The organism is Maribacter sp. Hel_I_7 (genome assembly GCF_000688315.1).
Taxonomy (GTDB): domain Bacteria; phylum Bacteroidota; class Bacteroidia; order Flavobacteriales; family Flavobacteriaceae; genus Maribacter; species Maribacter stanieri.
Window position 1 is genome coordinate 2,048,642 of the sequence record NZ_JHZW01000002.1, and the last position, 14,422, is coordinate 2,063,063.

13 protein-coding genes are annotated in these 14,422 nt (G+C 41.5%); 1 reads left to right on the plus strand and 12 read right to left on the minus strand.

Annotation, left to right across the window (positions count from 1 at the left end; all coding sequences use genetic code 11):
• Entirely contained in the window at positions 1–1,677 is a 1,677-nt protein-coding gene (locus tag P178_RS0110415) for a DUF6035 family protein (RefSeq protein ID WP_027066169.1), read from the plus strand.
• 20 nt (positions 1,678–1,697) lie between these two features.
• Here P178_RS0110415 and P178_RS0110420 read toward each other — a convergent pair whose 3' ends face one another.
• The 12 genes from P178_RS0110420 to P178_RS0110475 form a co-directional block, all read right to left on the minus strand.
• Positions 1,698–2,204 carry a hypothetical protein gene (locus tag P178_RS0110420; RefSeq protein WP_155941613.1) on the minus strand — a complete coding sequence of 169 codons (507 nt, stop codon included), beginning with the start codon at positions 2,202–2,204 and terminating at the stop codon, positions 1,698–1,700.
• Between the two features lie 223 nt (positions 2,205–2,427).
• Entirely contained in the window at positions 2,428–2,880 is a 453-nt protein-coding gene (locus P178_RS0110425; protein ID WP_027066171.1) for a pyridoxamine 5'-phosphate oxidase family protein, read from the minus strand.
• Between the two features lie 77 nt (positions 2,881–2,957).
• Positions 2,958–4,670, minus strand: a complete 1,713-nt coding sequence (locus tag P178_RS0110430; RefSeq protein WP_027066172.1) for a GMC oxidoreductase — start codon at positions 4,668–4,670, stop codon at positions 2,958–2,960.
• 138 nt (positions 4,671–4,808) lie between these two features.
• Positions 4,809–6,002: a phospholipase D-like domain-containing protein gene (locus P178_RS0110435; RefSeq protein WP_027066173.1), complete on the minus strand. Its 1,194-nt coding sequence runs from the start codon at positions 6,000–6,002 to the stop codon at positions 4,809–4,811.
• Positions 6,003–6,104: 102 nt separating this feature from the next.
• Complete coding sequence (locus tag P178_RS0110440) at positions 6,105–6,548, minus strand: universal stress protein (RefSeq protein ID WP_027066174.1); 444 nt, start codon at positions 6,546–6,548, stop codon at positions 6,105–6,107.
• Positions 6,549–6,592: 44 nt separating this feature from the next.
• Positions 6,593–7,801: an MFS transporter gene (locus tag P178_RS0110445; protein WP_027066175.1), complete on the minus strand. Its 1,209-nt coding sequence runs from the start codon at positions 7,799–7,801 to the stop codon at positions 6,593–6,595.
• Entirely contained in the window at positions 7,801–9,921 is a 2,121-nt protein-coding gene (locus P178_RS0110450) for a copper-translocating P-type ATPase (protein ID WP_036146547.1), read from the minus strand. The genes P178_RS0110445 and P178_RS0110450 overlap by 1 nt, the downstream gene beginning before the upstream one ends.
• A gap of 65 nt (positions 9,922–9,986) precedes the next feature.
• The gene (locus P178_RS0110455; RefSeq protein WP_027066177.1) at positions 9,987–10,280 is read right to left on the minus strand and encodes a hypothetical protein; all 294 of its coding nucleotides are present in this window, start codon (positions 10,278–10,280) and stop codon (positions 9,987–9,989) included.
• 6 nt (positions 10,281–10,286) lie between these two features.
• The gene (locus tag P178_RS0110460; protein WP_231500525.1) at positions 10,287–10,904 is read right to left on the minus strand and encodes a hypothetical protein; all 618 of its coding nucleotides are present in this window, start codon (positions 10,902–10,904) and stop codon (positions 10,287–10,289) included.
• A 29-nt stretch (positions 10,905–10,933) separates the two neighbouring features.
• Positions 10,934–11,827, minus strand: coding sequence for a ribose-phosphate pyrophosphokinase (locus P178_RS0110465; protein WP_027066179.1), 894 nt, complete (start codon positions 11,825–11,827; stop codon positions 10,934–10,936).
• A complete protein-coding gene (locus P178_RS0110470; protein WP_027066180.1) occupies positions 11,769–12,908 on the minus strand; it encodes a hypothetical protein in 1,140 nt (379 codons plus the stop codon). The genes P178_RS0110465 and P178_RS0110470 overlap by 59 nt, the downstream gene beginning before the upstream one ends.
• A gap of 3 nt (positions 12,909–12,911) precedes the next feature.
• Positions 12,912–14,414 carry a thymidine phosphorylase family protein gene (locus P178_RS0110475; protein ID WP_027066181.1) on the minus strand — a complete coding sequence of 501 codons (1,503 nt, stop codon included), beginning with the start codon at positions 14,412–14,414 and terminating at the stop codon, positions 12,912–12,914.
• Positions 14,415–14,422 lie beyond the last annotated feature (8 nt).

Below are 14,422 nucleotides of genomic sequence, written 5' to 3' on the forward strand. Positions count from 1 at the left end.
ATGCCATTTCAAAGATCAATAAAAGTAGCTTTTGACAAAACTTCAGGAGAGATTCTTGAAGCGGATGATGTCTTTGACACAGCTAAAAATTCATTTGAACTTCGCAGGCAGTATCATAGGGATGAAGTAGAACTCTACTGTTGCGAGTGTGACCAAAAATTGAATGTTTCCAGTAGCAAGTATGATAGACTACATTTTAAGCACCCACCAAATGCGTCGTTCTGTTACTTAAAAGAAGCCAACCTATCGCAAGAGGAAACAGACCAAATGGCACAGCTTTATCGGGGAAAAGAAAGTACAAGGCACAAAACACTCAAGAACAAAATAGCCGAAAAACTTTCCAACATAGATGGTGTTCATTCTATCTGCGTAGATGATACCTTTATTTACGATGAAAATGAAAAACGCAGGCCCGATGTGTATTGTAAATATTTGGACAAAGAACTTGTTTTCGAGATACAGTTATCCGACCTATCCCTGCGTTATATCTATGACCGCCATGATTTTTACCAACGGAAAGGGATCTTTCTTATTTGGATATTGGATGATTTTGATGTTCATGGCCAGCGACAAATGGAACGCGATATCAAATATCTTACGGATTTTCAAAACTTCTTCAAACTGGATGAAGACTCAGAACCTTTTAGATTGCTGTGTACGTACAAATATCCATTTCTAACGGATGATAATAAACTGCTTAGCAAATGGATAGAAAAATCTGTGAGCATTCGGCAACTTAAGTTCAGCGTTGAATCCTGTCAGGTTTATTACTATGACTATGCGGAAAAACTGAAGGTTAGGGAGAAGGAACATGCCAAACTTCTTCAAAAGGAAAGACAAGAGCAAGTCAAAATGCAAACGCATCGAAGGAAGGTAGTGGCAGAAGAAAAAGCAAGTTCTATAATAGATGACCTTCGATTCTTATGGCAAAGTAAAGGTTATAATTTTTCTTCAATCGAAAATGATATGGAAAATTTGGACGAATTCGAACTATCAGTATTGAATGAATCCGATGCTTTTAAACCTAAAGATGGCCAGCCAAGAATTCACTACTGGTTTTCAATAGCAAAAAAGGGTCATATGGGTTTTCTTGAGCATATGATCGATAGTTCATATTTGGAAATCGATTTAAACGAAAAATCCAAGGACAATAATACCCTTCTTGCAACTATGTTTGAAAATAAAGCTATTGAGGATAAAATGTGGCTTTTAAGAAGACTTATCCGAAAAGGGTATACACTAAAGAAAGGGGACGAAACAATATTGGCCCAAATCGAAACAGATCCTATTGAATACGAATCGACATTAATAATTTTTCGTTTGGCAAATGAGCTTAATAATAGTTACATGATTGGTGAACTTTTCGAACACAAACCTCTTATATGCATAATTGAAAGCGCAAAAAGAGATAAGGTTATCGGCTACAGATATCAAAAAAATCAATGGATAGCCTTCGCAAACAATGCCATACATAGTTATACCGACTATTGGAGCTACATCGAAAAAGCCTTTAAGAACTATGGTATTTGGGAAAAATTGATGCTTTTAGACAAAAAGAAAACCTTTCAAAAAAAGTTGGCAAAGTTCCATGCTACGAGTCCAAACCAGAAAGTTGATTGCATACCCTTGCTAAATGCTTTATATCCTGAATTGAAAAAGGAAGAATCCGAATGGTAATTAGAATTTGCCCAATAGCTTTATCTCACACGTTCATATTCAGTGAATTCATAGATAGTCCCATCAGGTTCTACCATTCCCGATTCCTTTCGAATTCGCAATCGTTGACCCGTCAATAGGACCACAATAAATGGTTTGCTAACCTCAGAATTAAAGTGGCTTAGTTTTCCTGATTCCTCAAAAGTCCAAGTACCAATTTCTATAAATGACTGGGCTATCTGGCTATGACATGCAACTTCTCCGATTCCCCAGAAATAGGAGTTCTCTTCTTGTTGGAATGCCTTTACATATCGTATCATATCGTCTTTTTGGCAACTTTCGATTTGAGCGAATAAATCTTCGGTAGGCTCTAAAATTCCCAACGAATCATTAGGTTGCCCTCTAAATTCTGCAATCCTTTTCCAATCCCCTGCTAGATTATCTTCAGTAAATAACAGATTAACCTGTTGTGAACTTTGGTCATCGTCGTTACATGCCATGATAACCAACAATGAAAGTGACAATATGTAAATTGTTTGTTTTAGCATAACTTAACTAATATAAAGTTACTTTTTATCATAACATTCAACATATCTATCTTTAGCATTTTTTCTCCAATTGCAAATAGCGATTGTTCGATGAGTTCAAAAGTTATTTTAAATGGTCGTCCGCTAATTATTTTTAAGTTGGCAATTGAGATTCTTACTTTGGAATTTAGATCTGTTAGGGTTCTTAAAGCCAAAAAGGTCCATCTGATTAGCGATGTTGCCTTTACGTTTCCCTGCGTTTTCCCATAATTTCCAGTATTTTAATACGGTAAACAATAGGAATGCCCCTGGAGTATAATTTACTTGAAAATTCGTTGATGAACTCGACTTCTTTATGTTCTTTTCGTTTTATAATACTTTTAATGCCTTCTGTAAATAGGTGTAACTTTTGTTTGGCAATGGTGCCTTCAAGTTCTTCGAATGTGCCGTGCACCATAACCGACTCCCAATTAAACATAGATTGCATTTCTTCGACCTGTACGGTAACCGAGTTGTTTTTTCGCATCGCATCGATTTTATGGCCTTCCGATGTATAGCTAATAATTGTATTGTCCGCATGATCAAAATAATAGGTAATAGGAATCAAATAGGATTTTCCTTGCCATAGATAGGCCAAGTGGCCCAGGTAATTGTTTCTGAGGACATTCGCACTTGCGCTAATTGTTAAATCTGTCATAGTCATTTTTTTTAAAATTACTGATCTTTTAATATGAGTTGTACGATGTGTAGGTTTCGCTTGTATTCCGCCATCGATTATATATTTCCTTTTTTAAGTTGTTGTGCTGCATGGTTTGCGGCTCGCGCCGTAAATGCCATATAGGTAAGGGATGGGTTTACACAGGCTGCGGATGACATAAACGATCCGTCGGTCACATATACATTGGGCACTTCGTGTATTTGGTTGTTTCCGTTGAGTACCGATGTTCTTTTGTCCCTTCCCATACGTGCGGTGCCCATTTCGTGGATTCCAAGGCCTAGGGCCCCGGGGTTGTCAAAAGGTTCCACATCGCGTAGCCCGGCTTTTTCGAGCATTTCGACAGCAGATTCCTTCATGTCCTTCCGCATGGCCCATTCATTCTCCTTGAATTCGGCATCGAAAGTTACCGTAGGTAGCCCCCAACCATCCAACTTATCATAATCCAAGGTCATTCTATTTTCTTCGTACGGAAGCACTTCGCCGAAGCCGCCGAGACCCATGGTCCATCCGCCTGGTTTCAGGATGGCCTCTTTTAGATCTCTCCCGAAAGAGAGTTCGGCGACGGCATCGTCCCAATTGCCTCTTCCGGCACCGCCTTGATAGCCAAAACCCCGCTTATAATCTTTGCGGTCGGAATCGCCACCAAGATTTCTAAAGCGCGGGATATATACCCCATTTGGTTTTCGCCCCTTATAATATTTGTCTTCAAGCCCGTCAAACTTGCCTTGGGCACCCACACCCAAATGATGATCCATAATGTTCCTTCCCAACTGATTGGAATCATTGCCCATACCGTTAGGGAAGCGATCGGATTTTGATTGCATCAATATGGATGTTGAGGCAATGGACGAGGCGCATAGGAAAATTACTTTGGCCTTGAACTCATGCGCTTCCTTGGTAATCCTATCGATGACCTTTACTCCTGTCGCGCGTTTGGTATCGGGATCATACATCACTTCGTGTACAATAGAATCGGGTCTTAGCGTTAGGTTTCCGGTTCGTTCGGCGGCGGGCAAGGTAGAGGAATTGCTGCTAAAGTACGCCCCAAATGGGCAACCACGTATACAGCGGTTTCGGAACATGCAATGTTGCCGGCCTTCGAATTTTTTAGTTCCAGTGATATTGGCGACTCTTCCTGCCGTGACCACACGGCCATTTAAATTCTCACTTACCTTTTCCCTAAAATGTTGTTCGACACAATTGAGTTCCATCATGGGTAAAAACTGGCCGTCGGGCAATTGCTTCAGACCAAGATTTTCCCCCGATACTCCGATGTAGGTTTCTACTTTATCGTACCAAGGGGCAATGTCCTTATATCTAACGGGCCAATCCACTGCGATTCCCTCGCGCTGGTTGGCGGTAAAATCGATATCGCTCCAACGGTAACTATGTCGCCCCCACATAATGGAGCGCCCTCCCACATGGTAGCCCCGCATCCAATCAAAACGTTTGATTTCGTTGTAGGGGTGTTCCAAGTCGTTCACGAACCACAGGGCACTTGCCGCATTGGTCGTGTAGCCTGTCCTATTCTGCTTTGGTTGTTTTTTAAGGTCTTCCTGTGTCGGCTTTCCTCCGTTCGTAAAATCCCAAGGATCTTTGTAAGCCGTGGGGTAGTCCGTGATATGACGCACCATTCTTCCGCGTTCCAAAACCAGGGTCTTAAGACCGTTCTCACATAATTCTTTGGCGGCCCAGCCACCGCTGATGCCGGTTCCCACAACAATCGCATCATAGGATTGCTGTTCTTCGTTGTAATAAAATTTTTTCATTGTCAAATCTTTTAATAAGCCATTCATTCTTTCGCTATCTTAAAATGTATAAATGACTTTGTGTTCACATTTTTATCATCTTAGAGTATTTAGCTTTCTAATCGGACACCATAGTTCATATAACCATTTATCAATATTCTATAACCTGTAGTCTTTCAAAAACCTTAAATGTGGAAGAAAGGTTAAAAAAAGCATGGTTGTACGTACCATTTGATAAGAAACCCAATTTGCCAACCTGTTGATTAGCCCTGTTCTTTGTCTGAGTGTCTCGCAGGTAATTTCGCTACACTCGCTGATAACCTTTTCAAAGTCAGTGCGAAGGTTTTCGGCAAATTCTACGGAGTGAATTTCCACGTTCATTTCGATACTGCCATAGCAACTGAGACTGTTCAGGTTAAATGAGCCTACGGTGGACCATTTTTTATCTACCACCGTAGCTTTACCATGCACTACAGATTTGTTCCACTCATATATCCTCATATGGTGGTTTAAAAAAGAGGAATACAAATGTTCGGTTGCCCTACGTACCAACGGCACATCGCTAATGCCCGCTAAGATTACCGTTGTCTTTATTCCTTTTTTGCAGGCTTTTTTCAATGCCTTTGCCATTATGCTTCCAGGCAAAAAATACGAGCCTACGATAACTATCTCTTTTTCAGCATGAAGTATGGCATTGGTATAGGCATCGCAGACTTCAGTTTTACTTTTAAGCCAGTCGTTCTGTAAGATTCCAACCCTTGCTTTTTCCACCAAATGCAAGACGGGCTTTATTTTTTTTGAGCTACTTTGTTTAAAAAAATAACCCCTACACAGTTTCTGTAAATCTTCTGCGGCCGGACAATACAACTGCACGGCATAATCAAGCCAAGGTTCGGATTCAGTTGTGCCGTGGTATTTATCGGCAATATTGATTCCCCCGATCAGTGCTGTTTTTCCGTCGGCAACGACTACTTTGTGATGCATGCGCCTACCGAGATAAAAATTGTTCCAAGAGAACAAAGGGGAGAAAAAACGTAGTGAAATACCATGTTGTACGAAATCATTGATAAAACTATTGGGAAGCGAAGTACTGCCATAAGCGTCCAATAGTACATACACTTTTACATTTCGTCGGGCGGCTTCCTTCAGTTGGGCAGCTATCCGATTTCCCGTACTATCGTTTTCAAAAATGTAGGTTTGTAGATGGATTTCCTTTTGTGCCTTTCCAATTATTTTTTCCAACCTATAAAAATAATCTTCGCCTGAATGGACCAGTTCAATATATTCTTCGTCATGGCTCATGTCGTGCCCTGATTTTTTGATATTTTCTTCTGTTGATCTATGAACCATCATTTTTTAGGTTTAGCATGCCTTCCATTTTCGGACAATTCTCAAATACAATTTATAATTAGTCTATACATCTGGAATTTTGCTTAGCGTTATCAAATAACTGACTCAGGGTTCTATTGTATAGTTTTCGGGAATAATCAACAATGGGACTTTGAGATGTTTCAACAGCTTTTTCTCGATACTATTTTTTAGCAAATGTGTAAAGAATCGATGGGCATGGTGGCCAATAACGAGTAAATTCGCATTCCAATTCCGTATGGTTTTATTGATTTCTTCAGCAGGTCGACCAAGGGTTTCAAAATTTTGAATCTTTACTTCTGGATGTGCCTGCTTAATTTTATTGATTAGTTCGATGGCATTTGCCTTTTCTTGGGCCTCAACGTCAGCTGGAAATATACCCGCTGGAATACTTCCCGGAGAATAGCGCACTACGTAAACTATTTCTAATTGCGCATGAATCTGTTTTGCTAGTTCTATAGCGTAGTTTGCAGCGTTCAAGGCAGAATCGCTTCCGTCAATAGCCACTAGTATTTTTTTAATTATTCCCATATCATTTCTACTGTAATCGCAATACAAAATGAAAACCTTCCATTCTATTGCCTTAAATAATAAACCAATCCTATTGCAACCAAAACGACCGATCCTGCAATTATAAAAGGATAATAAAACCCTCCGGCGAGCAACCAAGTTCCCAATACGGGGCCCAAAATCTGTCCGATGCTGTTCGTGGAGCTTTGTACGGAAATGTTTCTACCCGTATCTTCCTTGGATAACAAAGAGACCGCTGAAAGCAGATTTGGGGTTACCATTGCACCACCAGTAGCAAATAGTATTATCAGTCCATATACAGATAGCTCAGTGCCCATAAAGGGAAATACAATGAGCGAAAGTCCGGTTATCAATAAGCCTACTGTGATTTGTTGTTTCGAGGTCATTATCTTTTCCCCATAAGTAGCGAAAACTGGCTGTAAAACCGCCATTACGGAACCGCAAAGCATAAAACCAATACCAACTTGGCTACTATTGAACTCTAATTCATTCTTACCATAAATAGAAAAGACGGTTTCAAAGAGGGTCACAACAAATTGCATAACGAAAGACAGCGTTAACAGAACTATAAAATAGCTACTAAAGGAGACACTGAATTTTGTCGCTTTTTTCCTAATCTTGGTTACTATAGCTGTGTTCTTTAGCCATTTTATTATAACGAACAATACGATTAAACCTAGTACTGCAGCAAAAAGAAAAGGAACCGAAAATCGGTCTAAATGGAATATCCCAAATGAGTACTTCAAATGGACATTGGTCTGTGATAAAAGACCTCCCAACACAGGGCCGAAGATAAGACCGGAACTAATGGCAACCCCGGACCATGCCATTATCTTGGTCCTTCGTTTCTCCGAAGTTATATCACTAAGATAGGCATTGCTGACAGGAATCACTGAGGAAGTAAATATCCCCCCTAAGATACGGGCGACATATAGCATCGTAAGCGAAGTGGCCAGGCCGGTCAGCAAGTTCATTACTATAAATCCGATAAGTCCCACTAAAATTATGGGCTTACGACCATATTTATCGGAAAGTCTACCCCATACAATCACAAATATGAGCTGGAAAAGTGGATAAATACTGGTCAACATTCCTATATGGAAATTGATCAGGTCAGGATCCAGATTATCCTCTAACGCCAATCTTTCCGTATAATAGGGAAGAATGGGCAGCAGAATACCATAACCCAACATTACCACAAATAGACTCAACAGAACCAAAAATATCCTGTTGAGCTTTTCTTTCTTGTCCATTATTTTTTTCCGATTTTCCTTTTTAATAGTTGGGCGTTAATGGCCACTATAATGGTGGATAGGCTCATAAACACCGCTCCAACGGCCGGGCCTAAAACAAATCCTGAAGAATATAATACCCCGGCAGCCAACGGAATGGCAACAACATTATAACCAGTAGCCCAAATCAGGTTCTGGATCATCTTGTTATAGGTGGCCTTCCCGAATAAAATCAGGTTGGCGATATCCTGTGGGTTGCTGTTGACCAGAATAATATCGGCGGTCTCTGCGGCAACATCGGTGCCAGATCCAACGGCAATGCCGACATTAGCCTTTGCCAATGCTGGGGCATCGTTTACCCCATCTCCCGTCATAGCCACAAATTCCCCTTTATTTTGTAATTCTTCTACGATTTCCACTTTCTGGTGGGGCAATACTTCGGCATAATAACCGTCCAAGCCAAGTTTATCGCTTACTGCCTTAGCGGTTTTTTCATTGTCCCCAGTTGCCATCAATACTTTGATATTGTTCTTTTTAAATATCTTAATGGCTTCGGCGGATTCTGGCCTGATCTCATCGGCAAGGGCGATGTAACCTGCCAGTTTTCCATCGATTAAAACGAATACCACTGTTTCGGCAGCATCGCTGTAGGCATCTTCGGGAATGGTTATTTTCTCATCCCTCAAATAACCGGGGCTTACCACTTTTACTTTTTTGTCTTCCACGGTCGCCTCAACACCTTTTCCTGTAATGGCGTTGAAATTTTCTGGTTTTGGGACGGCCACACTATCTTCCTTGACTTTTTTGATAATTCCAACGGCAATCGGGTGTTCGGAACTTTGTTCCAAGGCACTGGCCAGTCTTAAGACTTCAGCTGAAGAATACTTCGTATCTACCGATTCAATCCTGGTAACCCCAAAATCCCCTTTGGTCAGGGTACCGGTCTTATCAAACAGCAAAGCCGATATTTTTCGGGATTCTTCAAATGCCGTTCTATTACGGATCAGCAACCCGTTCTGTGCAGAAACTGCCGTGGAAATGGCAACTACTAAAGGAATCGCCAAACCTAGGGCATGGGGACAGGCAATGACCATGACCGTAACCATCCGTTCCAAGGCGTACACAAATGGGAAGCCCAAAATAAGCCACACCGCCAACGTGCCAAAACCAATGGCCAATGCAATATAGGTCAGCCATTTTGCGGCCCTATCCGACAGGTTCTGCATTTTGGATTTGGTTTTCTGTGCTTCCTCTACCATCTTGATCACTTTGTTGAGATAGCTGTCTTTTCCGGTGTGCTCTACTTTGACTTTTAGGGTACTATTTCCATTTACCGAACCCCCGATTACCTTATCGTTCAACTCCTTTTTGACCGGTTTGGACTCTCCGGTAAGCATAGATTCGTTCAAGTAACTGGAGCCCTCTGTAATGATTCCATCGGCAGGTACTTTTTCCCCAGGCTTGACCAGAATAACATCGTCCTTTAAAAGGTCTTCCAACTTGATGTCCTCAATAGTATCTCCTTTTACCCGGTGTGCTTCAGCGGGCATCATACTGACCAATAATTGTAGGGCTTTTGATGCACCTAGAACACTCTTCATTTCAATCCAATGCCCTAACAACATAATTGCAATCAGGGTAGCCAGTTCCCAGAAAAAATCGACGCCTTGTAACCCGAAAACCGTCGCTGAACTATAAAAATAGGCGACGCTAATGGCCATGGATATTAAGGTCATCATTCCCGGTGCACCCTTTTTAATCTCAGAAACGAGACCCTTTAGAAAAGGCCAGCCACCATAGAAATATACTACGGTAGAAAGGGCGAAAAGAATGTATGGGTTTCCAGGAAGAAGAAAACTATATCCAAAGAATTCCTGGATCATCGGAGAAAAGAATAGTATGGGTACGGTTAAAATCAACGTGATCCAAAACCTTTTTCTAAAGTCGGCAATCATCATTTTATGGTGGTCGTGGCCTGCCATACCCATGGGGATGCTGTCATGATCACCATGTTTCATCTTACTATGATCCATTTTTGAATGATCCATTTTACTGTGGTCCATCTTACTATGGTCGGTCGATTTTGGGTCTTCCATTTTCGAGTGGTCCATATTTGAATGATCCATTTTTGAGTGGTCCATCTTCGAATGGTCCATTTTTTTGTCCTTGTGATCTTTGTTATCGTCCATTTTGTTCTATTTAAGGGTTAACGTAATTTTTTTCGCATTTGTTCTGAAATATTCTCGGCATATACTCCGTAGGCATCAACCAAGGTTCCCTTGATTCCATTTTTAGAAGAGATGGCATACAGGATACTATTGTCATCTGTACTGCTCATCCCTTCAAAACGGTGCAATTCATCTATCTCAAAGTCATCTGGGTGTATTTCCAGTTTTAGGGAAGCGCATTCCAAACAATGGGGCTTGAGATTGAAATCATAGATATAACCCCTTTTTTGAAGGTCTTGTATCGCTTCGGAAAGTGTATCGTAACTTTTCATCGTTTCTTATTTATAGGTCATTGTAAAATAGCTACCGTCTTCTTCAGTGAATTTCTGGTGGGAGAGCAATCCTTTATTATTCAGATTTTCATTTACAGCGTAATTAAGCTGCTTAATTCGTATACCGATTGCATAGGCTTTGATATTGATCTTTGATCTGATGCTTTTACCATTTCCATTGGATTCCAAAATCCGGTCATAAATTTTGATCTTGCTTTTGGAGCCAAAGAAGTCCAGTAATCCTGAATCGAAACTCATTTCCAGTTCAACATCTTCCAAATTATCCAAATCGTACAGCTCCTTGAAATTCTCGGAGTTGGTGTTGATTTCGGTTTCCTTCGATTTGGGATTGGAAAAGGGAAAGGCCATTACCATTATACTCGACTCTTCGGGCCGACATCTGTAGCTTGTAGAATATTTATCCGTGGATTTTCCGTTTTTATCGAAAAGCTCGGTGACCACTTCAATTTCATAATATCCATCCGTTTCTTTTAACTCTCCCGCCTGAAAGGTTTGCTTGTTCAGAAAAACTCCATTTTCGTTATAATTTTCCCTTACTACCAATCTGTCTACGAGTTGGCCGATAAGCATTTCTTCTTGTGCCTGCGCTAAAAAGGATGACATTAAAACGGTTAATATGTAAATGGTTCTTTTCATGTATGGTGCATCAGCTCTGTTACTTCCTTGGCAATAATATCGCTTAGGTCAATGCGGTTGGATTGATGTGGAATTGTATTGCATGTAATGATATTCTCTACATAGGCATCCCAAAGGTCTTGATAGGCATTTTCGGAAAAAACGGCATGGATACCAATGCATATCGCTGGTTTCATTCCGGCATTCTTCAAGTGTTCCGTGGTTTCTATCATGGTCCTTGCCGTAGATATAATATCATCCACCAAAACCGGGGTGGATTCTTTATATTTTTCTACATCGGGTACGGAAACTTCAACATCTCTGTCGCCATGACGAACCTTTTGTAATACGGTAAACGGAACCCCTGCTTTTTTTGCCACATCGGAGACCCATTGCTCGCTTTCGGAATCAGGGCCAATCAGTACCGGATTGTGTATATTTTCCTTGATGTATTTGGAGATGGCATCCGCGGCATGGATGACCCTATTCGGAATATCGTATACCTCGCCCAAAGAACTTATTCTATGCAAATGCGGGTTAATAGTAGTGATGCTATCCGCAAATCCTGAAATCAATTTTCCGAAATAAGTGGAGGTAACCCCTTCCCCCTCGTGAAACACTTTGTCCTGACGCATATATGCCAAATAGGGTGCCACCAAACAGGTGCACATAGCGCCTAATGATTTGGCCGTATGGCTTAAAAAGTAGAGCGGCAACAGTTTTTCATCGGGTTCGTGAAGGGTACAGACCATTACTACACATTTGCCTTTCACATCGGAAAGGATACGGGTATAGGATTCGCCGTCAGGAAATTTGCGCAATTTGCACTCCCCGATTTCGGCGTTCATCTTTTTAGCTAGTTGTGCCGTAAGTTCCTGGTTGCCCGGAAGGCTGAACAGTATCGTTTTCATAATCACTTGTATTTAAAATTTTAACATTATGTTTTTCCAGATAGCCCTTCAATTCATCAAAATCACAAACTTCCTCAATGTGTTTCAATCCCTTTTGGGTTTTATTCAAGTACATCAGTTCTGCGGCGTATGAAGTAACCGTTGCCGTAGCAATAGCTTCGTTTTCGCCGGTTGCCAAATATTTCATACTGGATTGAATACCTAAGCTGTCTCTTCCATTAATCTCTATTTGTAGCCCAAACCGTTTCGAACCCATCCGGATGAAATCCAGAACTTTTTTAAATCTTTTTGGACCTAGATTTTTAGACCATTTCAAAAAACCGATTTTCTGAAGTAGATAAAACAAATATGTAATCGTTCTGGAATCGAAACCGATGCGGGTATCTATGGCCTTGGTGTCGACAAGAAGTGGAATGGTGTGATGGTCCGAGAAATCGAACAAATAGAAAGTCCGTTCCCTTTGTTCGTTCAATAACCGGGTCGATTTTGGATGGGTATAACCCTTCACGGAAACACTGCCATCTTTTGTCTTTATTTTGAATGAACTATTTGCCTTTTCCAGCATCCACCTAACGGAATCAATACCATGGGATTCTCCAAGGCCAAGCATCACATAGGTATGTATTTCATCTATTTCGGCAAATCGTTTAGCACCGTTTAATGCAAAAATGTTGGAAAGACCTGGCACCAAACCAACACTGGGAATTACTAAACAATCGGCATTGTCGATGTAATCCGATAGTTCAAAAAATCGTTTGTGTGCCTTGAAAGAGGCACCAACCTCTGTATAATTAATATTGAACTGTAGACACTCAAGAATAAAGGAAATATTCATGGTTTCTCTACAACTTACAGCAGTATGTATTTCATTGAAATCTACTTCTTTAAACCTTTCTTTCTCAACATCTAAATATATGGCCTTGGCACTAAGTCCATTTTGTTCAATAAGCATTTGGGCCTTAACCTTGTTTCTGCCTCCGACGATTATTTTTGAAGGATATCGCAATGCAAGCTGTCGCGAGACAATAGATCCAACGGTACCGTACCCTCCGATTATCAATATTTTATCTTTCTCTACCATACATCATTCGATTTCGATAATGTCATCGTGATTCTCATAATATTCGAGGGCATAGTTCAATTCCCCAGTTGTTTCGGCGTGGAGTTTGTAGAGCAACTCTCCTTTATCAATGGCATCGCCCAAACGGACATTCATCGAAATGCCTGCCAACTTCGATTGTGGCGCTCCCGACAATTTTGCGAGTTTTGCAATCTTTCGATTGTTTATTTTTTTGACCGTACCACGTCTAGGGGCATGCATCTCAAATTGATAAGGGGCAACATAGGTTTTTGAAAATCTTCCTTGGGCCTTGCAGATGGCCTCAAATTTTTGGTAGGCCTTTCCGCTTTCCAACAGTTCTTTGGCTGTTTCAAAGCCTTTTCCTGTCTCCACTTTTTCCGATAGTTCCAAAAGTTCCCCTGCCAACAATAGTGCCCGTTCTTTAAGGTCTTGTGGTGCATCCTCCTTATTCTGCAAAACGAGTAGGACATCGACCGCCTCTAAATTGGGGCCGATACCCTTGCCCACGGGCTGGCTGCCATCGGTAATGACCACCTTAATTTTAAGCCCCACGGCATCGCCTACGGCTTCCATATGTTCCTTGAGTTTTTGTGCGGCCTCTTCGCTGCGCACCTTGGCCGTTTCCCCAACAGGGATGTCGATGACCACATGGGTGGAACCTGCTGCCGCTTTTTTTGACAATACAGAGGCGATTAGCTGGCCTTCACTATCAATATCCAAGGCTTTTTCCACCTTAATGAGAATATCATCCGCTGGGCTTAATTGGGCGGTGCCGCCCCAAGCCAAACATCCACCCTCCTGTTCCACGACACGTTTGATTTCTTCGCCAGAGAGGGTAACATTCGTTAGTACTTCCATGGTATCGGCCGTACCCGCTGGCGAAGTAATGGCCCGTGATGAAGTTTTGGGCATGGTCAGCCCGTATGCGGCAGCAATTGCGACAACTATAGGCGTTGTTCTATTCCCCGGTAGGCCTCCGATGCAGTGTTTGTCCACCACTATTTCCTTGTTCCAATCCAATTGTTTTCCCGAGGCTATCATCGCCTTGGTAAGGTCGGAGATTTCATCGATATCCATTCGGTCGCCCGCACAAGCGGTAATGAATGCCGATAGGTGGATGTTGGAGTAATCCCCTTCGATAATATCCGTAATGATGTCCTTGTAAGCTTTGTAATCGAGCTTTTGATTGTAAATTTTTGCCCGCACATAACTCAACGATTCAATTGGTTCCAAATGGGACACATATAATGTTTCGCCGTCGGATACTTTGAGTTTTTTCGCCGCTACCTGTGACAGCCCTATTTCGCCGTGCCGTAGTACGTCAGAAGTAATTATGTGAAGGCTCGCCACAACCGAGGTACTTACCTTGGACACCCGTATTCGGGTCAATGCCTCAAAACCTTCGGAAATGCATACATGACAATCTTCCCTCATGTATACAACGTTCTCGTTCTGTGTGTAAATACCTAGAGGTTTATATTTAAGGATATTCGATTTTTGTTCCATTTCCGTGT